Below are 24,120 nucleotides of genomic sequence, written 5' to 3'. Positions count from 1 at the left end.
GGCAACCTCATGAGTCGAATTGAGGCTAGGGTAGCGCGCGCCCGGGCTGACACAATCGCCCGGCCGGACACTTCACCGCACATGCTGGTGATCAATTTGAAAACGGCGGGCCAAAGCCCGCCGTCTTAGGTCTTGGGTCGCTTGGGATCAGAACTGATCTTCGGCCAGCGCCATCACCGTTTCGGCCCCTGTTTCGATGCGGGCCAGGTGCATCGCGCAGGCGGGCAGTTGGCGCGCCATGTAGTAGCGGCCGGTGGCGATCTTGCCCTCGTAGAACGCGGTATCGGTCGCTCCATTGTCCAGCGCGACATTGGCGGCTTTTGCCATCCGCGTCCACATCAGGCCAAGGCAGACATGGCCCATCAGATGCATGAAGTCATAGCTGCCCGACAGCGCCGCGTTGGGGTTCTTCATGCCGCTTTGCATAAAGAACATGCCCGCCGCCTGAAGCTGTTTGCTGGCCACTTTCAGCGCATCGGTGAAGGGTTTCATGCGCTCATCGCCGTCATGCGACTTACACTCGGCCTTGACCATCTCAAAGAAGGCCATGACATGCTTGCCGCCGTCCTGAGCGAGCTTGCGGCCCACCAGATCGAGCGCCTGAATGCCGTTCGCGCCCTCATAGATCATCGCGATGCGGGCGTCGCGCACATGCTGCGACATCGGCCAATCTTCGGTGTAGCCGTGGCCGCCGAACACCTGCTGGGCCTGCACCGCGGTCTCAAAGCCCTTGTCGGTCAGGAAGCCCTTGATCACCGGCGTCATCAACGAGATCAGCCCGTCAGCGTCTTTGTCACCCGCCTTGTGCACGCGGTCAATCAGATGCGCGCCCCAGAAGGTGAACGCACGCGCGCCCTCAACAAAGCTTTTCTGATCCATCAGCATCCGGCGCACATCGGGGTGCACGATGATCGGATCGGCGGCCTTGTCAGGGGCCTCGGCCCCGGTGACGGCGCGGCCTTGCAGACGATCCTTGGCATAGGCCACGGCCTCTTGATAGGCGGCCTCGGCCACGGCGTAGCCTTGCAGGCCCACGCCCAGACGCGCCTCGTTCATCATCGTGAACATCGCGCGCATGCCCTTGTGCAGATCGCCCAGCAGCCAGCCCTTGGCGCTGTCGTAGTTCATCACGCAAGTGGCGTTGCCGTGGATGCCCATCTTCTCTTCGAGCTTGCCCACGGAGACCGCGTTGCGCTCGCCCAGGGAACCATCGTCATTCACGAGGAACTTCGGCACGATGAACAGCGACACACCTTTGGTGCCCTCACCACCGCCCGGTGCCTTGGCCAGTACCAGATGGATCACGTTATCCGAGAGGTCATGATCGCCCGCCGAGATGAAGATCTTGGTGCCGGTGATCAGATAAGAGCCATCGTCCTGCGGCTCTGCCTTGGTGCGCATGAGACCCAGATCGGTGCCGCAATGGGGCTCGGTCAGGTTCATCGTGCCGGTCCAGTCACAGGTGACCATCTTGGGCAGATAGGTGGATTTCTGCGCGTCCGTGCCATGCGTGTGGATCGCCGAGTAGGCGCCATGCGTCAGGCCCTGATACATGTTGAACGCCATGTTGGCGGACACGAACATCTCGCCCACCGCGCAGTTGAGCACATAAGGCATGCCCTGACCGCCATATTCGGGGTCGCAATCCAGTGCGGTCCAGCCACCGTCTTTCATCGCGGCAAAGGCCTTGTCAAAGCCCTTGGGCGTGCGCACCATGCCGTTTTCCAGCACGCAGCCTTCCTTGTCGCCAACTTCATTGAGCGGGGCGAGCACTTCGGCGCTGACCTTACCGGCGGCATCAAGCACGGCCTCGGTGAAATCGGGCTCCATGTCCTCATAGCCCGGAATATCGGTCTGCGAGATCTTCAGAACCTCTTGCAGCACGAACTGCATGTCCTTGGTGTTGGCGGTGAAATTCGGCATGGCGTCCTCCCGGTTTTTCGTCAGTCGCGGATCAGGCCGCGTCGGTGTGGCGCGCCTTATCCAGTTGTTTCTCTGCCCAGCTGATCTGCTCGGCCAGTTCGGAAATGGCCTGCCCCAACTCATCCCGTTGGCGCGACATCTCCGACATTCTTTGCTGCGCGACTTTAATCGTCTCGTGCAGCTGCGTCTTTTGCTGATCGCCCATTTCGTAAAGATCCAGCAGCTGGCGGATATCCTCCAGGCTAAAGCCAAAACGCTTGCCGCGCAGGATCAGTTTCAGCCTTGCGCGATCACGCCGCGTAAATAGCCGTTTCTGACCCTCACGGATGGGGAACAGCAACTCCTTGCTTTCGTAGAACCGCAGGGTGCGCGGCGTTACATTGAACGCGTCACACATCTCGCGGATCGTCAAAACTTCGTCTTCGGTCATGCTCTCAGCCCCGTGTTTCCTTAGCGTAATGCAGGGGCAAATCATACGACTGCCCCTACATTACAAGACTTCTTGACGCGTACGTCACCGTAACGTCGCGTCACGAATTTGGTGACGTAATGTCAGGAACTTTTAACCATTCGGCCAAGAAATATTCTTTCGCCGAATGCGAAACTTATTATTAAGCCCGCTTGAGGTTTCTCATGCGTGCTGACGCTAAGGAATGCATTTTGCAGTCAAGAATCAAGGGGGGGCGAGCCCTGATCACGCAATTGTCGGAGATCTTCGATCGCGCTGTCCAGCTCATCGCGCTGCGCGCGGAGAATGCCGAGCTGGCGATCGGCCAATTCGATCCAGACGCGATTTTGTTCCTGCGTGCCCTTTTGATCATAGATTTGCAGCCATTGCCGCGACTCTTCTAGAGAAAAACCAAAGCGGCGGCCGCGCAGGATCAGCGTCATGCGGGCAATCTCACGCGGACCATAAAAGCGCGAGCGGCCTTCCTTTTGTGGGCTTAGAAGCTCGATATACTCGTAATAGCGCAAGGTGCGCGGCGTTACGTCGAAGCGCTCGCACATTTCCTTGAACGTCAGCAAATCGGACATACTGCCCCTCCTCTAGAGCCAAAATCTAGCGCGCCGGGCGGCGGGCTTCAAGCGATCGCTTGCCGCCCGGTCGCGCCTTTGTTTAGATTTCGATCGGTTTGAGGATTTCGGGTTCGATCACGTTAACGCCCGCCAGCCCGTCGATCAGCGGCTGGGCTGATTGCTCCAGCAGGCCGAATGTCTTGTAATGGCAGGGGATCACGGTCTTGAAATCAAAGTATTTCTTGGCCGCCCATGCCGCGCGCTCCATGTTCATCGTGTAATGACCACCCGCCGCGAGGATGCCGATATCGGGTTGGTGCAGCTCGCCCATCCATTCCATATCGGCCATGATGTCGGTGTCGCCGCTGACATAGATCGTGTGATCTTCCGCCGCGATCATGAAGCCTGCGGGCTGTCCGGCATAGATCGGATCGCCGCCCTTATAGTCGATCGAGGCCGAATGGGTCGCATTCACCATCGTTACCTTGGCGCCGCCAATATCGACCGTGCCGCCTTTGCCAAAGCCCACAACCTCAGCGCCCTCAGCCCCGAGGATGATCGACAGTTCATGGATGCAATAGATCGGGATGCTCAATTCCTTGGCGATTGGCACCGCATCCGATGCGTGATCGCCATGGCCGTGGGTCAGTAAGATATGGGTCGCGCCTTTGATCGCCTCGCCGCGTTTGTCATCGGGAAAGACGGGCGAGCCGGTCAGGAACGGGTCCAGCAGGATCACCGCGTCGCCCGTCTCGATACGAAAGCCGGAATGGCCAAGCCAGGTCAGTTTCATCATTGGTCCTCCTTTGTGTCTTCCCCAAGTCTAGGGCGTAAATCTGTGCCGGATAGGGGGAGGGACGCTCACAATCGGGCGGGGCGCTTGAAAGCGGCTGATGCACGGGCTAAACCGCGATCCAAGAGTAGCGGAGTGACCCAATGTCCATTGATATCGACACCGCGCGCAAGGTGGCGCATCTGGCCCGAATCCGGGTGCCCGAAGACCACCTTCCTGCGCTTGCATCCGAGCTGTCCAACATCCTGACCTTCATGGAGCAGCTCAACGAAGTTGACGTTGAGGGGGTGGAGCCGATGACCTCGGTGACGCCGATGCGCCTGAAGCGGCGTGAAGATGTGGTCACCGATGGCGGCTATCCCGAGAAAATTCTGAAGAACGCGCCCGATGCCCGCGAGGGTTTCTTTGCCGTGCCGAAGGTGGTCGAATGAGCCTGAACAAACTGACCATTTCCGCAGCGCGCGATGCGCTGGCCAAGGGCGATCTGACCTCGGTGGAGCTGACCGAGGCCTGTCTGGGCGAGATCGAAGGGGCAGGGGCGCTGAATGCGTTCGTGCACAAAACCCCCGAGATCGCGCTGGAGCAGGCCAAGGCCGCCGATGCGCGGATCAAGTCGGGCGATGCGCCTGCGATGTGCGGCATCCCGCTAGGGATCAAGGACCTGTTCGCGACCAAGGGTGTCGCAACGCAGGCAGCCTCACACATCCTCGAAGGGTTCAAGCCGGAATACGAATCGACCGTGACGCAGAACCTGTGGGATGCGGGCGCGGTGATGTTGGGCAAGCTCAACATGGACGAGTTCGCGATGGGCTCGAGCAACGAATCCGCCTGCTATGGCCCGGTTGTGAACCCGTGGAAGGTCGATGACCGTCAGTTGACGCCGGGCGGCTCTTCGGGTGGCTCGGCGGCGGCTGTGGCGGCGGATCTGTGTCTGGCAGCAACGGGCACCGATACTGGCGGTTCAATCCGCCAGCCTGCAGCCTTCACCGGCATCGTGGGCATCAAGCCGACTTATGGGCGTGTGTCGCGCTGGGGTGTGGTGGCGTTTGCGTCTAGCCTCGATCAGGCCGGGCCGATGACGAAATCGGTGCGCGATGCCGCGATCATGCTGGGCACGATGTGCAGCCATGACCCCAAGGATTCGACCTCGACCGAGATCGCCGTTCCTGATTTCGAAGCGATGTTGACGGGCGATATTCGCGGCAAGAAGATCGGTATCCCCAAAGAATATCGCCTTGAGGGCATGCCCGCCGAGATCGAAAAGCTCTGGGAAAACGGGATCGCGATGCTGAAAGATGCCGGCGCCGAGATTGTCGATATCTCGTTGCCGCAAACGAAATACGCGCTGCCCGCCTATTATGTCGTGGCCCCTGCCGAGGCCTCCTCGAACCTCGCGCGCTATGACGGGGTGCGCTATGGCCACCGCGCCAAGCTGGCGGCGGGCGAAGGCATTACCGACATGTATGAAAAAACCCGCGCCGAGGGCTTTGGCGCCGAGGTTCAGCGCCGCGTGATGATCGGCACCTATGTGCTGAGCGCGGGCTTTTACGACGCCTATTACAACCGCGCCCGCAAGGTGCGTGCCCTGATCAAACGCGATTTCGAACAGGTCTTTGCCCAAGGGATCGACGCGATCCTGACGCCTGCCACGCCCTCGTCGGCCTTTGGTCTGGGCGAGATGGCGGATGCTGATCCGGTCGCGATGTATCTCAACGATGTGTTCACCGTGACCGTGAACCTTGCTGGCCTGCCGGGCATTTCGGTTCCCTGTGGGCTGGATGCCAAGGGCTTGCCGCTGGGGCTGCAATTGATCGGACGTCCGTGGGAAGAAGGGGAACTTTTGAACCACGCCTACGTTTTGGAACAGGCGGCAGGCTTTGCCGCGAAACCGAAAAAATGGTGGTGATATGATGCGTGCTTTGGCTGTTCTTGGTGGCGTTGTGGCCCTTGCGGGCTGTGTGTCCTCAATCCCCGATTCTGGCCCCGAGTCACAGCGCGAGGCGCAGTTGCGTGGTCAGCCGATCGTGCCGCCTACTGCCCAAGGCGTGATGCCGGGCGAGCCGGGCACCAACCCCTCGCCCGCTGGCGCGCCCCTCAATGCAACGGGCACGGCGATGCCGGGCACGACCGATGCGCTTTCGGCCCCCTCGATTGATGCGACGGGCACGATTGGGAATAATCCAAGCGTGCCCGCCCCCGCGATGTCGGGGACGGCCGGGGACACGATTGGTGCGGATGCGATGGCGGCGTTGCAACAGACCGCGCCGAGCGGCGATACAATGAACGCGACAAGCGGGTCCAGCACAACGGCGTCAAGCCTGCCTGCCACGCCTGCGCCCGTAGCTGCGCAACCGATCTTGGATAATGATGCGTCTGGGCCAAATCTTGCGGCTTATGCGCTGTCGGTGTCCAACCGCCCGGGCCAGTCGGTCTATAAACGCGGCGGAATTCACCTGACCTCGACGGACAAAGCCTGCGCGAAATATATCTCGGCCGACCAGGCGCAGATTGCGTTTCTGTCGTCGGGGGGGCCGCAGCGCGACAAGCTGAACCTTGATCCCGACGGGGATGGATTTGCCTGTGGCTGGGATCCGACACCGTTTCAGGCCGCCCGCCAGTGATCTGCGCGCTGCCCTCACCCAATTTCGGTGAGCGGCGGGGCGGCGCGCGCCCGGAGCTGGTGGTGATCCATTACACCGCGATGCCCAGTTTTGGCTCGGCGCGCACGCGTCTGTGCCTGCCCGAGGCCGAAGTTTCGGCGCATTGGCTGATCGGCAGTGATGGGCAGGCCGAGCAACTGGTGCCCGAAGAGATGCGCGCCTGGCATGCCGGGGCAGGGCAATGGCGCGGTTGTGACGATGTGAATTCCCGCTCGATCGGGATCGAGTTGGACAATCTTGGCGAACGCCCTTTTCCCGAACCACAAATGGCCGCGCTTGAGGGCTTGCTAGGCGCTATCATGGCGCGCTGGGCGATCCCGCCTGAAAATATCATCGGCCATTCCGATATGTCGCCGGGGCGCAAGATCGATCCCGGTTCACGGTTCGATTGGCAGCGTTTGGCGTGTCAGGGGCTGTCGATCTGGCCCGAGCCGCGCAATGCACCTGCGCCCAATGCCGACACGTTTTGCGCCTTGGCGCTAAGTTTTGGCTATGGCGATCTGGGGATCGAGACGCTGCTGCCCGCCTTTCGGCTGCGCTTTCGTCCGCGCTATCAGGGGCCGCTCGATGCCACCGACATGGCGCTGGTCGCGGATCTTGCGATGCGTTTTGGCAATGATGGTGGGGCGTGGCGCGCGAGCTAGGCGCCGCCGGGCAGTCATGTCTCAAATGAAAAAGGCCGGAGGTTGACGCCTTCGGCCTTTCGCTATTGCGTTTCAGCCGTCTCAGAACGCGCTGAGAACGGTTGAGGACAGCGCGCTATGGGTCGGGTTCAAGATCGAATCCGCCACGCTGTTCAGCGGCACTTTTCCCGTCGCCTGACCGAACGGGAGGGGCACGCCAAGGCGCACCGTGTTCAACGAGGCGCTTCCACCGCCCAGATCGGCTTTGGTGCGGGCGTATTCCAGCGACGCCAATCATATCGAGATCAATATGACTGCCGCCCCCCGAAAGACGGGTGCGCATCAGGTTGCCGCCAAGCGTTATCTTGGGCAAATGCGGACATGGGTGAAAAGGCGCAGGCTAGCGATGCGACAGTTACAAATTTGGTCGTGACGACGCTGCAACACATCTGAGATGATCCTGCTCGATCGCTCATGCAAGGATGTTTCTGTTCACTGACAGTAAGTTACGCAGCCATGCCCATTGATATCAACGAAGTGTTGAAGAGGCGCTAATAATTGTTAACGCGTTGCTGTCCGCCCATCACTTGGGAATTCTGGTCCGCGAAAAGGGGCGCAGCCTGCGCGCGCGCCCCTCTCTTTTGTATTTTCGCGCTTGGACGCTCAGGGGCGCAAATACGCGTAGCCCTGACCTTGAAGCTCCATCAGATAGACCGCGCCCGAGGGCACGACTTCGGCCTCGTCAACCAGCGGCGGCGCCTTGCCCAGTTTTCGCGTCATTCCCGCAATCGTGTTGGCGCAGGCGCGGAAATGAATCGGCTGATCGGTCATCGCCATTTCCTCGATTCGCGCCTTCACCGGCGACGTGTCCGAGCGCAGCATGTTCAGGCCGGGGCCATAGGTGACGATCTCGACGCTTATCTTCTCACCCTTCTCCTCATAATATTTGATGATATTCGCGGCGTTATTGAGCGCGATATTCATCACTTTCGGGTCGGCTTCATCGACCTGAATGGCGACCTTTTGCTCGGCAAAGACCGGCAAGGCCCATAGTGTCGCCGCGAGCGCAAGCCCGAGGCGGGTTCCTCCCTTAATCATGTGACTCTCCCTTTCACATTCTGAACCTACAGCCTTGGCAAAGCGCTTGCGAATTGCAACAAAAACCGCGCAGGGCGCTCACTCATTCGTGAATGGCCGCGCCGCTTCGCCGCGCCAAGTGGAGCGCTCGTGACGGCGCGCGTCGCGCTTGCCCGATTGCCCAACTGCCCGGAGACCCTTTCGTATGACGTCGTTTCACGCCGCTTCCAGATTACGCCATGTTTTGGGTCTGCCGGGCACGGTATTCGCATTTTTCGTGGTGATGCTGGGCACCACGGTGCCAACCCCGCTTTATCCGCTCTATCGGCAGGGTTTTGGGTTTTCCGAGCCGCTGATCACGGTGATTTTTGCAGTCTATGCGGTGGGGGTGATCGGGGCGCTTTTGGGCATGGGGCGCTGGTCGGATCAGATCGGGCGACGGCCGATGCTGCTGGCAGGGCTGGGCTGTGCGGCGCTGAGCGACGTGATCTTGGCGCAGGCCGACGGGCTGAGCTGGCTGTTACTGGGGCGGTTGATCTCGGGGATGTCGGCGGGGATTTACACGGGTGCTGCGACGGTGTCGGTGATCGAGCTGATGCCAGAGCGTTGGCGCGCGCATGGCCCGCTGGTGGCCGTTGCGGCCAATCTGGGCGGGTTGGGGCTGGGGCCGCTATTTGCGGCGCTTATCTTGCAAGACGTGTCTGACCCGCTGGTGACACCCTACCTTAGCCATCTTGGGCTGGCCGTGATCGGTGCCGTGCTGATCTTGATCGCGCCGGAAACCGTCAACAAACCCGCGCATCCACGGCTGCAGATGCAGCGTCTCGAAGTGCCGCCCGAGGTCCGTCCGGTCTTTGTGCCCGCAGCCACGGCGGCCTTTGCCGGTTTCATGGTGGCGGGGTTCTTCACGGCCGTGTCGCCCGCGTTTCTAGGCGCGGTTTTGGGGCGTCACAGCGAGATTCTGGTCGGGTTGGATGTGGCCTCTTTCCTGCTGATGGCGGTGCTGGGACAGATGTTGTTGCCGCTCTTTCCGGCGCATCGTCGCTTGCCCATCGGGGTCGGTCTGCTGTTGACGGGGGTGTTGGTCTTGGGCGCCGGGCTTGTGTTGGCGCAACTCTCGGTGATTTTCGTTGGGGCGATGATTGCGGGTGTGGGGAACGGGTTGGTGCTGCGTGCCGGGCTGGGCCGGGTCGCGCAAGCCGCGCCCGTTGACGAACGCGCTGCCGTCACCTCGACCTTTTTCACGGTGTCCTATGTTGCGCTGTCACTGCCGGTGGTCGGGGTTGGCTTGGCCAGCGCGGTCTTTGGGCTTTACGCCAGCGCGATCGGCTTTGCCGCCGTCGTGGCGCTGTTGTGCCTGATCACGCTGGTCCTGTTGGCACGTGAAGCACGGGCGGCGCGCGCCTAGGCGATTGACCCGCCGCATGTGATTGCCTATCTGCAACGATGCGCGGATGGCCGGATGACCGCGAGTGCCCATAGCTCCGTTTCTGCGGACAGCTGGGTGCCCGAGGAAAGTCCGGACTCCATGAAGTAACGGTGCCGGGTAACGCCCGGGCGGGGCAACCCGACGGAAAGCGCCACAGAAAAGATACCGCCCAATCGGTTCGCCTCGGCGGATCTTGTGGGTAAGGGTGAAACGGTGGGGTAAGAGCCCACCGCGGGGCTGGTAACAGTCCTGGCATGGCAAGCCCCACCGGGAGCAACGCCGAATAGGGATCGTGCGCCGCCCCGGCAACGGGTGACGGCAGGGGAACTTCGCCCCGAGCGATCCGGGTTGGCGGCTGGACCCTGTTGGCAACGACAGGGCGAGAGGAATGGTCATCCAGAGGGGCAACCCTTGGACAGAATCCGGCTTACAGGCCATCCGCGCAAATTTTTCATGGCTTTGAGGGAGGGGGTTCCCTCGGGGTCTTGGCCGCAGTGGCGCCGCACTGTGCGAAATTGCAATCGCACCTCTGCGCGAGTGGACCTTTCTTTTTCGCGCCAGACCCCAAGCTTAGAAGGTAGACTTATACGACCTTCAGGAGGAGCGAAGATGACTTATACGATCGACAAGACATTGGACGGAGATTTTGACGCCGTTGAGGCGCAGGTGCGCGCGGCTTTGGGCGCGGCGGGGTTTGGCGTGCTGACGGAGATCAATGTCTCGGCCACGATGAAGGCCAAGCTGGATGAAGACATGCCGCGCTACAAGATCCTTGGCGCGTGCAATCCGAAACTGGCCTTTAGAGCGATCCAGCACGAGCCCAAAATTGGCGCGATGTTGCCCTGCAACGTGATCCTGCGCGAAGTCGAAGGTGGGGTCGAGGTGTCAGCCGTCGATCCGGTGGTCTCGATGCAGGCGGTGAAAAGTGACGGGCTAGCCGAAGTCGCAACCAAGGTGCGCGCAATGCTCAAGGACGTCATCGCGGCGCTTTGACCTGATATAGCGTTTTTGCTGGCCTTCCGGGGGATCACGCGCAAGACTGGCGTGGATTTAACTCAACTCGGGAGGCTGACATGAGCTTCGTCAAGACATTGGCAACTTTGGCGGTGGGGTTTGCTGCTGCCAAAGGGGCGCAGAAGTTTTCGAAAATGGGTGGCTTGCAGGGCATGAAAGACGCCCTCGGAAGTGCCGGTCAACCCGGCGGCGTAGCCGATCAGATCGGCGATATGGCGGAAAAAATGGGCGTCCCCGGCGGCAAGGACAGCGTGCGCGATATGTTCGCCAAATTTGGTGATCAGGCAGCCTCGGCGACGGGAGCGGCTGAGGCGGGGCTTGGGTCGTTGATGGGCGCGCTGACAAGTGCGGCCAAGACGGGCGCAGGCGGTCTGGGCGGCATGCTTAGCGCGGTTACGGGCGGCACGGCGGCAGAACCCGCGATGGAGGATCAGGCGAAACTGATGATCCGCGCGATGATTCAGGCGGCCAAGGCCGACGGGTCGATCGACGATCAGGAACGCACGACCATTCTTGATCACCTTTCGGATGCCTCCGATGAGGAAATCGCCTTCGTGAAATCCGAACTCGACGCCGAGATCGACGTGACGGGCCTCGCCCGTGATACGGCTGAAAGCATGAAAGCGCAGGTCTATTCCGCCGCGCTGATGGCGATTACCGTCGATACCGAGGCCGAAAAGCAATATCTTGCGAATCTGGCGGCAGCGCTTGGCTTGCAGACAGAGAAAGTGGCGATAATCCATCAGACGATGGGCAAGCCGCTGGTCTGATCTGGGCTTGGACATTGGGATGCGGGTCGGGGCCAAGCGCCGTGGCCCGCATCTTGCATTTCAGGGGGTGGCAGACTTGAAGCCGCGCCCGATCTCGATCAGGCGTTGCTTGCGCCACAGCCCGCCACCATAGCCCGTCAGCGACCCATCCGCGCCGATCACCCGATGGCAGGGCACCATCAGCGCGATCTGATTGGCCCCGTTGGCACGCGCGACGGCACGGGTCGCACTGGGGCGATTGATGGCTTGGGCGATCTGGGCATAGCTGCGGGTTTGGCCTGCGGGGATGGTGCGCAACGCGGCCCAGACGGCGCGGGAGAACTCTGATCCGTGCTGGGCCAGCGGCGTGGCGAACTGCGCGCTGCGGCCCGCGAAATATTCGGTCAGTTCCGCCTCGGCCTGATCGGTGGGGGTAAACCGCCCGATACCGATTCCGCCGGGCGTGGTTTCGCGCAGCTTTTTCAACTCCGCGGGCAGCGCCTTGCGGTCGAGAAATTCCAAAAGATGCAGATGGGTCGCGCTGCTCAGCGCGATCATGTCGCCCAAAGGCGTGGCGATCCAGCTGGCGCGCAGCGCGGCATCTGCCCGAAAGGCGCCCGGCGCGCATCCCATCAGTCGGGCAAAGGCCGCACGAAAGGCGCTGGGCGAATCAAAGCTGGCCTGATGCTGCGCGGTGATCACCTTGCCGCCCTCGGCCAGCGTCTCAAACCCCTCGCGCAAGCGACGCAGCCGGGCCATGTCCAGAAAAGTCATCCCGAAATGACGCCTGAAAGCCCGCCGCACGGTGGACAGATCATAGCCCATCTGCGCGAGATCGCCTTCCCGCCAGCGCCGCGCCGGATCGGCCTCGAGTGCGTCAAGAAGTGTGGCGATGACTGGCTCGGCTTTGGCGGCGGCTTGCATCGGATGGCAGCGTTTACAGGGACGAAACCCGGCCTCAAAGCAGGCCCCGATCGAGTCGTGAAAGGTGCAGTTTTGAGCCAGCGGTTTGCGCGCAGGGCAGGTCAGGCGGCAAAAAATGCCTGTGGTGGCTACGCAGACAAAGGCCTGCCCGTCATAACGCGAGTCGCGCTCTAGCAGGGCGCGATACAGGGTGGCGTGATCTGGCAAATCAAATAGCATGACGCCAACTTAGCACCCGCTTGCGCGTGGGACTGTCGAAAAACGGGCGTCTATTTTATTTTCTGCGCCAAGCCGCGCGGGAAATCTGGGGTGCGGCCTGGGTTTTGGTGTTGACTCCGCATGGGGTATAGCTAAAAGGCGGGCTTCAAGGATTCCGCGGGCGCGCCGATGTGCCCGGAGCTAGGAGAATTAAAATGGCGAAGCCGACGACGATCAAGATCCGTCTGAACTCGACGGCGGGCACCGGGCACTTCTATGTGACCAAGAAGAATGCCCGCACCATGACGGAAAAAATGGCCGTGAACAAATACGATCCGGTCGTGCGCAAGCATGTTGAATACAAAGAAGGCAAGATCAAATAAGATCGCCGCTTTGGATTGGTTGAAGGGCCGTGCCGTTGGGCGCGGCCTTTTGCTTTTGGCGCGCCTGATTTGGCGGCAAATGTTAGCTCCGTGCCCCGCGTGACAGGTAGCGCGCCATTGCCGGACCCGCGATCAGCACCAGCAGGAATCGCCCGATCTGCATCGCCATCACAAAGGGGATATCCACCTGCGTGCCCGCCGCGATGATTGCCACGGAATCGGCGCCACCGGGGCTGGTCGCCAGATAGGCGGTCACCGGCTCGATGCCGGCAAAATGCACCAAAAGGGCGGCAAAGCCCGCGCAAAGCGCAATTAGCGTCACGATCATGCCCAGCACCAGCGGCAACACCCGCGCGGCATGGCGCAACACCTCGTGAGAGAACCGCATGCCAATCCCCCAGCCGACGATAGCATAGCTCAGCGCCAGCACGGGCTGGGGCAATGCGATCACGCCCAGACCGCCGAGATTGTAGATCACCCCTGCGATCAGCGGTGTCAGCAACCCGCCACCGGGCACTTTCAAGCGCCAACCGATCAACCCCGCGCCAATCGCCAATGTCAGGGTCTTGGCAATCTCCAGCGCGCTATGGGGCACGACGCTTGGCGCTAAACTCACGGTGTGGCTCGGCGCGATCCCAAAGAGTTTCACCACCACCGTGGCCGCGATCGCGCAGCACGCCACGCGCAGATATTGCATCATCGCGACCAGCCGCATATCGGCGCCGTAGCTTTCCGACATCAGCGTCATTACCGTCGCGGCCCCGGGCGACGATCCCCAGATCGCCGTGCTACCGGGCAGCATGCCCGTGCGCGAAAGCAACCAGCCCAGACTGATCGCGCCCAACACGGTCGACAGGATTCCCGCCGCAAAGATTGGCCAGTCGCGCGCAATTTCAGGAAACAGCTCGGGGGGCAGTTTTGAGGCCATCATCATGCCGACCACGCTTTGCGCGATGATGAAAACAACCCGCGGGATCGCCACGCCAGAGCCCAGCCCGGCCATCGCAATCGCGACGATCATCGGTCCCAAAAGCAGCGCCGCAGACAGATGTGCCTGTCCCAGCAGCAGCGCCAAAAGGCTTGAGCCCAAGATCAAGACACCCCAGCGCAGCGGTGTGGGCCATTTCGCGGGGAGGGTCAGCAAAGAGGCAAGCATATTGGTGCCGTCATCTTGTTGTTATGCCTGTCAGATAGCACAGTTATGCCCCACGCCAATGGCTGAAAGCTGTCACGCGATATTTGGGGCGAGCACTTTGGAAGCTGGCGCATTGGGCCGTGCTGGGGGCTGAATTTCCCCTGAGTTCATCAGTTGAAACTGTCGCTTGGGGGCAGGCCCCCGCGTCATTTGCGAACCTTGGTACCGGCGCGACACCGCAAGGCGCGGGCACGCAACTGCGGTTGTGGCGAAATCGGCACGCTTGGCGATTGTCCGACGCTTTGTTTCCCCACTTTCGGTTTTGCATATTCTTTTGCGTTCTTTCCCATTAGGGAAATCAGCCTATCCTGTTAAAGATAAGATCGGACTAAAAAGCCAAGCAATGACAGAAAATATCGTTAACTCTGGTTGGGCGAAATGGCTGTAAACTCAAGAGATCCTATTGAATCAGTGCTTGTGATGGGCGTGAGTGGCACCGGCAAAAGTACGATTGCCAAAGGTGTCGCGCAGGCCTTGGGTGGGCGGTTTCTTGACGCCGATGACTATCATCTGCCTGCGAATGAAGCGCAAATCGCATCGGGCAAGGCGCTGGATGATGCGATGCAATCGGAGTGGCTTGACCGGGTTTCCTATGAGGTACTGCGCGTGGGTATGCTCAGTCGGCAACGTGTGATTTTCGCCTGCTCCGCGCTCAAACATGCCTATCGCGACCGCTTGCGCAGTAAGCTCGGCAAGATTCCGATTGTGTATCTGAGCGGTACGCGCGCTTTGATCAAGGCGCGTTTGGCGCAGCGGACAGACCATTTGAAACCAGCCACGTTGCTTGACTGTCAGTTGGCCGATCTTGAGGCGCCCAGCGAAGAGGAAGGCGCGCTGATCTGTGATATTGCGCAGCCGCCAGAACAGATCATCGCCGAGATTTGCCGCAGCTTGCAAGACGCTGCGCTTTCGCGAGGGGCTAAGATCGGTTGACTTCGCTTTTGGCAGGCCAAAGGGGGCAGGGCAGACCTGCCGCGCCCCCAAGACCGCGAGGGGCGTTCACGCCGCGCGGATAAGCATGCCAAACAGATCGCGCGTGTCATCGGGATCGGCCAGCAGATCAAGCGGCTGGTAAAAATCGCTGCCCGCGATCTGGTCGTGAATGTAGCGCAGGGCGCTGAAATCCTCGATTGCGAAACCCACAGAGTCAAATAGCGTGATCTGGCGCGCATCGCGCCGCCCCTCGGCCTCGCCGCGCATCACCTGCCACAGCTCGGTCACGGGGTGATCGGCGTCAAGCTGCTGGATCTCGCCCTCGATCCGGGTTTGCGGCGGGTATTCCACGAAAATATCCGAGCGGGTGAGGATATCGCGATGCAGCTCAGTCTTGCCGGGGCAATCGCCGCCAATCGCGTTGATATGCACGCCCGCGCCGACCATGTTATCGCTCAGGATCGTCGCGCATTGCTTGTCGGCGGTGCAGGTGGTGATGATCTGCGCGCCCTCCACGGCCTGCGCGCCCGATGTGCAGGCCGTCACGCCAAAGCCCTGCGCGCTGAGGTTGCGCATGGCTTTCGCGGTGGCCGCAGGGTCGATGTCATACAGGCGCAAGCGGTTGATGCCGCAGATCGCGCGAAAGGCCAGCGCCTGAAATTCGCATTGCGCGCCATTGCCGATCATCGCCATCACGGTTGCGCCTTTCGGGGCGAGGTATTTACCCACCAAAGCCGAGGTCGCCGCCGTGCGCAGCGCCGTCAGTACCGTCATTTCCGACAGCAGCAGCGGATAGCCCGTCGCGACCGAGGACAGCACGCCAAAGGCCGTCACCGTCTGATGCCCGGTGCGCCCGTTCTTGGGGTGGCCGTTGACATATTTGAAGCCGTAATTTTCGGCGTCTGCCGTGGGCATCAGCTCGATCACGCCCTCTTGCGAATGGCTCGCCACGCGCGGGGTCTTGTCGAATTCCGGCCAGCGGCGGAAATCCTGCTCGATATATGCGGCCAAGTCGCGCAGTACCTGCTCGGGGCCGATGGAGTTCACCAGCCGCATCATGTTGGCGACAGAGACGAAGGGCACAAAGGCGAGCGCCGAAGGGGTAGGGGCCTGCGAGGTCATCAATAGCTCCGGGTCATGCGGTCAAGAACGCGTCGGCCAAACAGGCTGGCGGTGAGGTCGCGGATCAGTTTTGCAGTGCGCCCGCGCTCATCGAGAAACGGGTTCAGCTCGACCAGATCAAGCGAGGTTACGAGGGTGCTGTCACACAGCTCCTCCATGATCAGATGCGCCTCGCGGAAGGTCGCCCCACCGGGCACGGTTGTGCCCACGGCAGGCGCGATTGCAGGGTCGAGAAAATCAACGTCGAAGCTGACATGCAGCAGTCCATTGGCGGCGCGCACACGGGCCAGAAACGCACGCAACGGGGCCAGCACGCCGGTCTCATCGAGTGCGCGCATGTCATGCACCTCAATGCCCGTCGCGGTGATGCGGTCACGCTCTGCCGGATCGACCGAGCGGATGCCCATCATACAAATATTGGCTGGCTCCACGGCATGTTTGAGCGGCGGATAGGCCTCAAACCCCGGCTGGGCGGTGAAATAGGCGACCGGCGTGCCGTGCAGATTGCCGCTGGTTGTGGTGTCGAGCGTGTGCAGATCGGGATGGGCATCCAGCCACAGCACGAAAAGCGGGCGGTTCAGGCTGGCCGCATGTGCCGCAATGCCGCTGACCGTTCCTGCCGCCATCGCGTGATCGCCACCCATGAAGACGGGCAGGTCGTGGGTGCGCGCGGCCTCCTGCGCGGCTTGTGCAAGGATCGTGATCCAGGCGCGGGTCTCGGCCAGATCGTGGATCGCGGGGTTGGCATGGGGCAGGGGTGTTTGCGGGCCAATCGCCAGATCGCCCAGATCGGTGACGGTCCAGTCCAGATCAGCAAGCACGCGCGCCAGTCCCGCTGTGCGCAAGGCCGCAGGCCCCATCACACAGCCCGGCTGAGATGCGCCCGTCTGAATCGGTGCGCCCAAAAGCGAACAGGTCTTTTTCATCATGATCTCCCTAGTTAAGCGCCAAGATGGGGGAATTTTCTTGCGGTTTCGATTGTCAATTTGCGCGAAATGAAGGTATAATTAATCGAATAGAGCAATTATTTGTGCGAAGTGATCAGTGAGCGACCTGCCTAGCACCATCGACCGCGCAATCATCGCCGCCTTGCGTCAAGATTCGCGGGTCTCGGTGACCGAACTGGCGCATAAGGCCGGGATCTCGCGCACCACTGCGCGGGTGCGGTTGCAATCACTGATGGAGAGCGGACGGATCCGGCGCTTCACCATTGAGACCGATATCGATGTTGAGGGGCAGGTGCGCGCGATTACGTTGGTGCAGTTGCAAGGGCGCATGTCGCGCACCGTGATCCGCGCGCTGCATCGTATCGCTGATGTTTCGACCGTTTATGCCACCAATGGCAACTGGGATTTGGTGGCCGAAATCCGCACGGATTCCTTGGCCAGTTTTGACCGTGCGCTGCGCGAGATCCGCGAAATTCCCGGGGTGCAGAATAGCGAAAGCTGTCTGCTTCTGGCACCGGTTGTCGGCTAGACGCGCCGTATGAAAGTGATTGCGATGTCGCGTGATGACGTAACCTTTTCCGACACTCAAGGAGATCGCGATGAAACGTATTCTGGCCCTCACGCTGGCAATCCTGGTGCCGGGGCTGGCACTGGCGCAGCCTTTCGGGAATTGGAAGGAACAGCGCTTTTCGCTGTTTTCCGGCAATGACTGGCAGCAATCGGCGGATGGCGTATCGGTGGTTTCTGATGGGGCGGTGTCGCTGATCTGGACGGCGCTATCGCCTGCGCAGGGGAATGTGCGCAAGGCGTCATGGCGCTGGTCGGTGGCGCAAAGCGTGCCCGCGACCGATCTGACGCAAAAGGGTGGGGATGACCGCGATCTGTCGCTCTATTTCGTGTTCATGCCCGAAAACGTGGCCGCACAAAACCGCAACGCCTCGATCCGCAAGTTGCTGAGCGTCAAGGAGGCGCGGGTGCTGATGTATGTCTGGGGTGGCGAGCATGCGCGCGGCTCGGTGTTGTCCTCGCCATATTTGGGCGCGCGCGGCAAGACGCTGATCATGCGCAAGGCGGGCACGGGCGATCATCGCGAAAACGTCGATCTGGCGACGGATTATACCAAGGCATTTGGCGGGGCGAAAACGACGCTCGTTGGTCTGGCTGTTTCGGCTGATAGCGATGACACGGACAGCACGCTTAAGGCGTCTCTGGCGGGGTTGCGGCTGCAATGATGTCCAATTCTGCGGCATGCTCAAGCACCGCCGCCTGACCAGTCGGAGACAGCGCGTAAAGCCCGCGCTCGGGGTGCTCGAACCATCCGTAATGATCGGCGCGCATCAGGGTTGCAGCCCGCGTGACTCCGGTGGCGCGGGCAATCGTCGCGGGTTTCGATATGCCATGCGTGCCCAAGTAAGCCGCGCAGCGCAGCGCGTCTTGGCGATAGGCGGTCATGCGTTTTGTGCGTGTTGTGCCCGCGACATTCGGATCGCCCACCCGGCGCTCAAACTCGCGCAGCAACCGCGTGGCGGCCTTGCGGTTTTTGCGCGGCGTATGATCGCCGGGATCAAGATGCGCCTCGACCTTGGCGCGGCTCACATCCACCGCCAGCAGCCCCAGCCCCAGCCGTCGACACAGCCGCGCAATATCCTTGTAGCGCAGCTTCCAGCCACGTTCGGACGACACCGGAACGGCAAGATACACGAGGTCGCTATGGGTCTGGCGTTCAATCCCCTGAAAGATCAGCGCCAGCGAGAATGTCGTCTTCAACTCGACCACGAGGGACGGTTCATCGCCACGCCGCGCCATCACATCGCAGGCACCGATTTCCGCTTTCACCTCATAGCCTTGAGCTTCAAGATAGGTCTTGATCGGCGGGTATAGATCGGCCTCGCGCATGTCTCCTCCGGCTGGCTGCGCCCTAGCCATAGCGTAAAGACGCGCGCTGATCTATCCGCGCAGGGCGGTCGCGCGTGCCAGCCCATCGACCACGGCGGTAAAGGCATCGGCGCGGTCCTGTGTGGCGAGTGGGAACAGCGCCTGCGCCTCTTGCGAAATCATCCCCATCAGGCTGGAGCCACCCACAAGGATCACCGCGTCAATCTGGCGTGCGTCAACTCCCGCGAGCGAGAGCGTTTCGGCCATCGCCGCGCGCAGATCGGGGCGAAACCCCTGCAGCGCCGCGTTCAGAGAGTCCGGCGTGATTGGTGCGTTCAATCGGGGTTCGATAAAGCCCATCGCGATCTCGCTTGCGGTCGCGCCATTGGCCTCGATCTTGCCGCGCTCGACCGCGAACGCCAGCGTGTGGCCCAAATGATCCTCAATCACCTTTTCCAGACGGCGCATTTTGCGCGGATCGCTGGCGTGTTTGACCATATCCTCGACCGCGCGTTCGGTGTCGCGTGTGTAAAGGAACGGGATTTTGGCCCAGGTGGAAAGGTCAACATAGATCGCGTTTGGAACGGGAAGCAGCCCGGTGCCAAAGCTGCGTTTTAGCGTGCCGCCATGCCCGAGATGCGCCATCACATGCGCCATCGACACGGCCTGATCAAAATCGGTGCCGCCAAGGCGAATGCCGTGGCTTGCCAGCACTTCGATGCGCGGGCCGTGGCTGCGAAAGACGGTGAAATCCGAGGTGCCGCCGCCGATATCGACAATCAACCCGATCTCGCCCGCCGCACCGCGACTTTGATAGGTAAGGGCTGCGGCCTCGGGTTCGAACAGGAAGTCGACCGTTTCGAACCCAGCTGCCAGATAACAGGCGCGCAGGTCGGTCTCGGCACGCGCGTCGCGCTCGGGATCGTTGGAGTGGAAATGCACGGGGCGGCCTGACAGCGCGTGGGTGAAGGGCTGTCCGGTCTGCGCCTCGGCGCGCGCTTTGATCTGGCCCAGAAAGGCTGTGATGATCGAGGACAGCGTGCGCCGCTTGCCCCCGATCAGACGCGTTTCATGCAGCAACGGCAGGCCCAGAACGCTTTTGAGTGCGCGCATATAGCGCCCCTCATCGCCCGCCATCAGCGCCTGTGCCGCGGCCGTGCCGATCAGCATCTCGGCCTCGTCTGCGGGGAAAAACACGGCCGTGGGCAAGGTCAGTGCCTCTGCCTCGATCGGCAGGTGGCGCACGGTGCCATTCTCAAGAATCGCGGCGGCGGAATTGGAGGTCCCAAAGTCGATTGCAAGGGTTGGGGCGGTCATCTGCGGCGGCCTCATCAGGAAAAGCGGAACCTGCGCGGCTACTCAATTTTGCGCAATGCTGCAAGGGAAGAAGCGGATTGGACGCGGATATCGAAAGCCTCTTGCTGATAACTGACCGGTCAGTTATTTATTTTGACATGACGCAAAATACCCCCAAAGAACCAAAGTTCCGCAGACGTGCCGAGGCGCGCCCGGATGAGGTGTTGGATGCTGCACTGAGCCTGTTCACCGAAAAGGGCTATGCGCGCACCACCGTCGATCAGGTGGCCAAGCGGGCGGGGTTCTCCAAGGGCACGGTCTATCTGTATTTCGCCTCGAAAGAGGCGATCCTTGAAGGATTGGTGCGGCGCACGGTTGAGCCGGTCGCAGAGGCGGCTTTCGAGACGATGGCCGATTTTCGCGGCGATCCGCGCCCCGTGCTGGCGCAATTCCTGCGCGCGATGGCGCAGGCGCTTGCGGTGCCCAAAACCCGCGCCGTGGTGATGATCATCCTGCAAGAAGCGCCCGTCGCGCCCAATATCGCAGCGCTTTATCGCAAATCGGTTCTGGAACGTGCGCTGCCTGCGATGATCGCGCTTTTGGCGCAGGGCGTGGCGGGCGGGCATATCCGCGCAATCGACCCGGAGCTGACCGCGCGCAGCGTGATTGGCCCGATGATTGCGCATCTCTTGCTGTCCGAGGTTTTCGCCATTCGCCCCGAGGGCGGGTTGCAGATGGATCGGTTGGTTGAAAACCATCTGACCCTGATTTTTGCGGGGCTCGACCCCCCTGTGGGAGAAACGCCATGAGCGCTTTTGTCGATTGGATTGCGACCTTTGCGGCGGCGATTTTTCCGGGCTTTGGCGGCGATGGAGTGCCAAGCTACAACGGGTATGCCGAGGGTGATTACGTCTATGCCGCGCCCGCTGCCGCTGGCCGGATTGCGCAGCTTGACGCGGTTGAGGGCATGCAGGTGCACAAAGGGGATCTGCTGTTTCGCCTTGAGAATTCCCAACAAGTGGCAGCGCTCAACGCGGCCAAGGCGAATGCGGCGGTGGCGCAGGCCAATCTGGAAAACCTCTCGACGGGCAGTCGGTTGCCCGAGATTGACGTGATCCGCGCCACGCTGGATCAAGCGCGCGCCGATCAGACGCTGGCCGCCTCGACCCTTGCGCGCACCCAACAGCTGCGCGCAAGCGGGGCGGTCTCGCAGGCCAAGGTCGATGTCGATCAGGCCAGCTATGACAGCGCCACGGCGCATGTCGCCCAGCTTGAAGCACAGCTCAAGGTGGCCGAGTTGCCTGCGCGCAATGCCCAACGTGTCGCCGCCGAGGCCAGCCACACCGCCGCACTTGCGCAAGAGGCGGGGGCGCAATCGGCGCTGAGTGATCGCACGGTTGACGCGCCAGTGGGCGGTTTGGTGGACAAGGTCTATTACGATCTGGGCGAGGTGGCAGGCGCAGGCGCGCCAGTGGTGGCGATCTTGCCGCCCAATGCGCTCAAGGCGCTGTTTTTCGTGCCCGAACCGGATCGCGCGCAGATCAAGCTGGGCGAGGTATTCAACGTCAGCTGCACCGGATGTGCCAGCGGCATCACAGCCAAGGTCACGCGCATGGCCTCAAGCCCACAATACACCCCGCCGATCATCTATAGCCGCGAGGAGCGTGCGCGCCTCGTGTTTCGCGTTGAGGCGCGGGTGAACAACGCCCAAGGGCTGCTGCCCGGCCAACCCCTCACGTTGAGCGCAAAACCATGAGTGACGCGCCCGCCATTTCCGTGTCTGGCCTGACCAAGCGGTTTTCGGGGCGCACAGTGGTCGATCACTTTGATATGGATGTCCCCAAAGGCGCGATTTACGGTTTCTTGGGGCCCAACGGCTCGGGCAAGACGACCACCATTCGCATGATGTGCGGGTTGCTCACGCCCGATGAGGGCACGGGCACCTGTCTGGGCTTTGACATCCTGCGCGAGCAGGACCGGATCAAGGCCAATGTCGGCTATATGACGCAGAAATTCTCGCTATATGAGGATCTGACGATCCGCGAAAACCTTGATTTCATCGCGCAGATGTTTGGCGTGAAGGGGCGCAAGAAACGGGTTCAGGCGGCGCTTGAGGATCTGGGGCTGGCCGATCGCGCCGCGCAACTTGCGGGCAACTTGTCGGGTGGGTGGAAGCAGCGCCTCGCGCTGGCCGCCTGCATGATCCACGGCCCCGCGTTGTTGTTGCTGGATGAGCCGACTGCGGGCGTCGATCCCAAGGCGCGGCGCGATTTCTGGGATGAGATCCGCAAACTCTCGGCGCAAGGCGTGACGGTGCTGGTCTCGACCCATTACATGGACGAGGCGGTGCAATGCGATTTCATCGCCTACATCGCCTATGGCAAAAAGCTGATTTCGGGCGTGGCGCAGGACATCCCGAAAATGATCGGGCTGCATACTTACCGCGTCACCGGGCCCGATATAACGTCCCTTGAGGTGGCGTTGAAATCCGAACCTGCCGTGGTGCAGGTCGCACGGTTCGGCGCGGTGTTGCATGTATCGGGCACCGATGAGGCGGCGCTTAGCGCGCTGGCGGATCGCTACCGTGCCAAGGGCACCCATAACTGGGAGCAGAAGCCCGCAGAGCTGGAAGAAGCTTTTATCTATTTGATGACCGGAGCTGCGGACAACTTTCGCGGGGATCTGAAATGAGCGCAAGATTCCCCTTCTTTCGCTTCTCCTGGCGACGGTTTCTTGCGGTGCTGTCCAAGGAATTCATCCAGATGCGGCGCGACCGGATCACCTTTGTGATGATGATCGGGGTGCCGATCATGCAGCTGATGATCTTTGGCTACGCGATCAATTCCGATCCGCGCCATTTGCCGACGCTGGTTGAGATGGCCGATGAGGGCCCGGTGAGCCGCGCGGTGCTGATGGGCATGAAGACCTCAAGCTATTTCGATTTCGAAGGCGTGGTGACCAGCCCTGCGCAGGGCGAGGCGGCGCTGCGCGATGGCAGCGCGAATTTCGTCGTGGTGATTCCGCCCGATTTTGAGCGCGACGTGATGCGTGGGTTAGCACCGCAAATTCTGCTATCGGCCGATGCCTCCGATCCAACCGCTGTGGGTGGGGCTGCCAGCGCGATTTCTGGCATCGTGGACACCGCGATGGCACAAACGCTGAGCGGGCCGCTGGCCTTTGCCGCGCAAGGCAAATCGCCGTTTTCGGTGGTTGTGCATCGCGCCTATAATCCCGAAGGCTCAACCTCGATCAATATCGTGCCGGGGCTTTTGGGTGTCATTCTCTCGATGACGATGGTGATGATCACCGCCGTCGCCATCGTGCGCGAAACCGAGCGCGGCACGATGGAGACGTTGATCGCCACCCCCGTGCGCCCGTTTGAGGTGATGCTGGGCAAGATCGCGCCCTATGTGCTGGTGGGCTATGTGCAGACGGGGGTGTTTCTGCTGGCCGCGCGGGCGCTGTTCAATGTGCCGTTCACCGGCTCTGCGCTGGCGTTCTTTCTGGGGTTCAACCTGTTCATCGTGACCAATCTGGCACTGGGATTTTTGATCTCGACGGTGGCGCGCAGCCAGATGCAGGCGATGCAACTGTCGTTCTTTACCTTGCTGCCCTCGATCTTGCTGTCGGGGTTCATGTTTCCCTTCGCCGCGATGCCCTCATGGGCGCAGGCGATCGGAAGCGCGATCCCCACGACCCATTTTCTGCGCCTCGTGCGCAAGGTCATGCTTAAAGGCGCAGGGGTTGGCGATATCTCAGGCAACATGCTTGGGATCGCCGTGATCATGGCGGTGATCGTGTTTGTCGCGCTGCGCCGCTATCACCAGACGCTGGATTGAGCCGCGCGAAATGTGCAGCAATGGGCCAAAAGCCATGCCTGCACAGCGCTTAGGCAATCATATCGCTGCAAACGCGTTTTCTTGTCGCAACTGTGTGAATTGATTTGATCTGCGCGCGAATAT

The 24,120-nt window shown here is 61.3% G+C and carries 27 protein-coding genes and 1 other RNA gene; 16 read left to right on the top strand and 12 right to left on the bottom strand.

Annotated features, from left to right (window positions below):
• Window positions 1-147 precede the first annotated feature (147 nt).
• The 4 genes from QZ571_RS06155 to QZ571_RS06140 all read right to left on the bottom strand — a co-directional run bounded on the left by QZ571_RS06155 (window position 148) and on the right by QZ571_RS06140 (window position 3,733).
• Entirely contained in the window at window positions 148-1,923 is a 1,776-nt protein-coding gene (locus QZ571_RS06155) for an acyl-CoA dehydrogenase C-terminal domain-containing protein (protein WP_295532834.1), read from the bottom strand.
• Between the two features lie 31 nt (window positions 1,924-1,954).
• Window positions 1,955-2,353 carry a MerR family DNA-binding transcriptional regulator gene (locus tag QZ571_RS06150; RefSeq protein WP_295532833.1) on the bottom strand — a complete coding sequence of 133 codons (399 nt, stop codon included), beginning with the start codon at window positions 2,351-2,353 and terminating at the stop codon, window positions 1,955-1,957.
• Between the two features lie 236 nt (window positions 2,354-2,589).
• A complete protein-coding gene (locus QZ571_RS06145) occupies window positions 2,590-2,958 on the bottom strand; it encodes a MerR family DNA-binding transcriptional regulator (RefSeq protein ID WP_295532832.1) in 369 nt (122 codons plus the stop codon).
• Window positions 2,959-3,040: 82 nt separating this feature from the next.
• The gene (locus QZ571_RS06140) at window positions 3,041-3,733 is read right to left on the bottom strand and encodes a metal-dependent hydrolase (protein ID WP_295532887.1); all 693 of its coding nucleotides are present in this window, start codon (window positions 3,731-3,733) and stop codon (window positions 3,041-3,043) included.
• A 143-nt stretch (window positions 3,734-3,876) separates the two neighbouring features.
• Here QZ571_RS06140 and gatC point away from each other — a divergent pair, with 143 nt between their 5' ends.
• The 4 genes from gatC to QZ571_RS06120 are packed head-to-tail and all read left to right on the top strand — an operon-like array spanning window position 3,877 to window position 7,037.
• On the top strand, window positions 3,877-4,164 hold the full coding sequence (gatC, locus tag QZ571_RS06135; RefSeq protein WP_038131791.1) for an Asp-tRNA(Asn)/Glu-tRNA(Gln) amidotransferase subunit GatC: 288 nt from the start codon (window positions 3,877-3,879) through the stop codon (window positions 4,162-4,164).
• Window positions 4,161-5,639 carry an Asp-tRNA(Asn)/Glu-tRNA(Gln) amidotransferase subunit GatA gene (gene gatA, locus QZ571_RS06130; protein WP_295532831.1) on the top strand — a complete coding sequence of 493 codons (1,479 nt, stop codon included), beginning with the start codon at window positions 4,161-4,163 and terminating at the stop codon, window positions 5,637-5,639. Before gatC ends, gatA begins: the two co-directional genes overlap by 4 nt.
• Window positions 5,640-5,643: 4 nt before the next feature.
• Complete coding sequence (locus QZ571_RS06125; RefSeq protein WP_295532830.1) at window positions 5,644-6,354, top strand: hypothetical protein; 711 nt, start codon at window positions 5,644-5,646, stop codon at window positions 6,352-6,354.
• Window positions 6,351-7,037: an N-acetylmuramoyl-L-alanine amidase gene (locus QZ571_RS06120; RefSeq protein ID WP_295532829.1), complete on the top strand. Its 687-nt coding sequence runs from the start codon at window positions 6,351-6,353 to the stop codon at window positions 7,035-7,037. The genes QZ571_RS06125 and QZ571_RS06120 overlap by 4 nt, the downstream gene beginning before the upstream one ends.
• 81 nt (window positions 7,038-7,118) lie before the next feature.
• On the opposite strand, the gene QZ571_RS06115 is transcribed toward QZ571_RS06120, so the two are convergent.
• The gene (locus tag QZ571_RS06115; protein ID WP_295532828.1) at window positions 7,119-7,310 is read right to left on the bottom strand and encodes a hypothetical protein; all 192 of its coding nucleotides are present in this window, start codon (window positions 7,308-7,310) and stop codon (window positions 7,119-7,121) included.
• A 369-nt stretch (window positions 7,311-7,679) separates the two neighbouring features.
• Window positions 7,680-8,114, bottom strand: a complete 435-nt coding sequence (locus tag QZ571_RS06110) for a DsrE family protein (RefSeq protein ID WP_295532827.1) — start codon at window positions 8,112-8,114, stop codon at window positions 7,680-7,682.
• Between the two features lie 184 nt (window positions 8,115-8,298).
• On the opposite strand from QZ571_RS06110, the gene QZ571_RS06105 reads away from it, so the two are divergent.
• From QZ571_RS06105 to QZ571_RS06090, 4 genes are all read left to right on the top strand, one after another.
• A complete protein-coding gene (locus QZ571_RS06105) occupies window positions 8,299-9,501 on the top strand; it encodes an MFS transporter (RefSeq protein WP_295532826.1) in 1,203 nt (400 codons plus the stop codon).
• Window positions 9,502-9,543: 42 nt separating this feature from the next.
• An RNA gene (rnpB, locus tag QZ571_RS06100) (RNase P RNA component class A) lies at window positions 9,544-9,968 on the top strand.
• Between the two features lie 163 nt (window positions 9,969-10,131).
• On the top strand, window positions 10,132-10,515 hold the full coding sequence (locus QZ571_RS06095; protein WP_295532825.1) for a DUF302 domain-containing protein: 384 nt from the start codon (window positions 10,132-10,134) through the stop codon (window positions 10,513-10,515).
• A gap of 80 nt (window positions 10,516-10,595) precedes the next feature.
• Window positions 10,596-11,306 (top strand): tellurite resistance TerB family protein, encoded by a 711-nt coding sequence (locus QZ571_RS06090; RefSeq protein WP_295532824.1) that lies wholly within the window; start codon window positions 10,596-10,598, stop codon window positions 11,304-11,306.
• Window positions 11,307-11,366: 60 nt separating this feature from the next.
• On the opposite strand, the gene QZ571_RS06085 is transcribed toward QZ571_RS06090, so the two are convergent.
• Window positions 11,367-12,428, bottom strand: a complete 1,062-nt coding sequence (locus tag QZ571_RS06085; RefSeq protein ID WP_295532823.1) for a bifunctional transcriptional activator/DNA repair enzyme AdaA — start codon at window positions 12,426-12,428, stop codon at window positions 11,367-11,369.
• A 194-nt stretch (window positions 12,429-12,622) separates the two neighbouring features.
• Here QZ571_RS06085 and rpmG point away from each other — a divergent pair, with 194 nt between their 5' ends.
• Window positions 12,623-12,790: a 50S ribosomal protein L33 gene (gene rpmG, locus QZ571_RS06080; protein WP_028719409.1), complete on the top strand. Its 168-nt coding sequence runs from the start codon at window positions 12,623-12,625 to the stop codon at window positions 12,788-12,790.
• Window positions 12,791-12,872: 82 nt separating this feature from the next.
• Here rpmG and QZ571_RS06075 read toward each other — a convergent pair whose 3' ends face one another.
• Window positions 12,873-13,946: an AbrB family transcriptional regulator gene (locus tag QZ571_RS06075; RefSeq protein ID WP_295532822.1), complete on the bottom strand. Its 1,074-nt coding sequence runs from the start codon at window positions 13,944-13,946 to the stop codon at window positions 12,873-12,875.
• A gap of 459 nt (window positions 13,947-14,405) precedes the next feature.
• Here QZ571_RS06075 and QZ571_RS06070 point away from each other — a divergent pair, with 459 nt between their 5' ends.
• On the top strand, window positions 14,406-14,918 hold the full coding sequence (locus QZ571_RS06070; protein WP_295532821.1) for a gluconokinase, GntK/IdnK-type: 513 nt from the start codon (window positions 14,406-14,408) through the stop codon (window positions 14,916-14,918).
• Window positions 14,919-14,984: 66 nt separating this feature from the next.
• On the opposite strand, the gene QZ571_RS06065 is transcribed toward QZ571_RS06070, so the two are convergent.
• A complete protein-coding gene (locus QZ571_RS06065) occupies window positions 14,985-16,040 on the bottom strand; it encodes an ornithine cyclodeaminase (RefSeq protein ID WP_295532820.1) in 1,056 nt (351 codons plus the stop codon).
• Window positions 16,040-16,966: an arginase gene (gene rocF / locus QZ571_RS06060; RefSeq protein WP_295532819.1), complete on the bottom strand. Its 927-nt coding sequence runs from the start codon at window positions 16,964-16,966 to the stop codon at window positions 16,040-16,042. The genes QZ571_RS06065 and rocF overlap by 1 nt, the downstream gene beginning before the upstream one ends.
• 118 nt (window positions 16,967-17,084) lie before the next feature.
• Here rocF and QZ571_RS06055 point away from each other — a divergent pair, with 118 nt between their 5' ends.
• Both QZ571_RS06055 and QZ571_RS06050 read left to right on the top strand, forming a co-directional pair.
• Entirely contained in the window at window positions 17,085-17,516 is a 432-nt protein-coding gene (locus QZ571_RS06055) for an Lrp/AsnC family transcriptional regulator (protein ID WP_295532818.1), read from the top strand.
• Between the two features lie 70 nt (window positions 17,517-17,586).
• Window positions 17,587-18,219 carry a DUF3047 domain-containing protein gene (locus tag QZ571_RS06050; RefSeq protein WP_295532817.1) on the top strand — a complete coding sequence of 211 codons (633 nt, stop codon included), beginning with the start codon at window positions 17,587-17,589 and terminating at the stop codon, window positions 18,217-18,219.
• Here the strand turns inward: QZ571_RS06050 and QZ571_RS06045 are convergent.
• Together QZ571_RS06045 and QZ571_RS06040 are read right to left on the bottom strand one after the other, a co-directional pair.
• Complete coding sequence (locus QZ571_RS06045; RefSeq protein ID WP_295532816.1) at window positions 18,185-18,883, bottom strand: DUF2161 domain-containing phosphodiesterase; 699 nt, start codon at window positions 18,881-18,883, stop codon at window positions 18,185-18,187. The genes QZ571_RS06050 and QZ571_RS06045 overlap by 35 nt on opposite strands.
• A 51-nt stretch (window positions 18,884-18,934) precedes the next feature.
• Complete coding sequence (locus QZ571_RS06040; RefSeq protein ID WP_295532815.1) at window positions 18,935-20,179, bottom strand: Hsp70 family protein; 1,245 nt, start codon at window positions 20,177-20,179, stop codon at window positions 18,935-18,937.
• 137 nt (window positions 20,180-20,316) lie between these two features.
• On the opposite strand from QZ571_RS06040, the gene QZ571_RS06035 reads away from it, so the two are divergent.
• The 4 genes from QZ571_RS06035 to QZ571_RS06020 are packed head-to-tail and all read left to right on the top strand — an operon-like array spanning window position 20,317 to window position 23,997.
• Window positions 20,317-20,967 carry a TetR/AcrR family transcriptional regulator gene (locus tag QZ571_RS06035; protein WP_295532814.1) on the top strand — a complete coding sequence of 217 codons (651 nt, stop codon included), beginning with the start codon at window positions 20,317-20,319 and terminating at the stop codon, window positions 20,965-20,967.
• The gene (locus tag QZ571_RS06030; RefSeq protein ID WP_295532813.1) at window positions 20,964-21,914 is read left to right on the top strand and encodes an HlyD family efflux transporter periplasmic adaptor subunit; all 951 of its coding nucleotides are present in this window, start codon (window positions 20,964-20,966) and stop codon (window positions 21,912-21,914) included. Before QZ571_RS06035 ends, QZ571_RS06030 begins: the two co-directional genes overlap by 4 nt.
• Window positions 21,911-22,849: an ABC transporter ATP-binding protein gene (locus QZ571_RS06025; protein ID WP_295532812.1), complete on the top strand. Its 939-nt coding sequence runs from the start codon at window positions 21,911-21,913 to the stop codon at window positions 22,847-22,849. Before QZ571_RS06030 ends, QZ571_RS06025 begins: the two co-directional genes overlap by 4 nt.
• Window positions 22,846-23,997 carry an ABC transporter permease gene (locus QZ571_RS06020; protein ID WP_295532811.1) on the top strand — a complete coding sequence of 384 codons (1,152 nt, stop codon included), beginning with the start codon at window positions 22,846-22,848 and terminating at the stop codon, window positions 23,995-23,997. Before QZ571_RS06025 ends, QZ571_RS06020 begins: the two co-directional genes overlap by 4 nt.
• Window positions 23,998-24,120: the final 123 nt, after the last annotated feature.

This window comes from uncultured Thioclava sp. (genome assembly GCF_913064665.1).
GTDB lineage: Bacteria > Pseudomonadota > Alphaproteobacteria > Rhodobacterales > Rhodobacteraceae > Thioclava > Thioclava arctica.
Note: the sequence above shows the minus strand (reverse complement) of the source record. Positions and strands in the feature narration are given on the sequence as shown.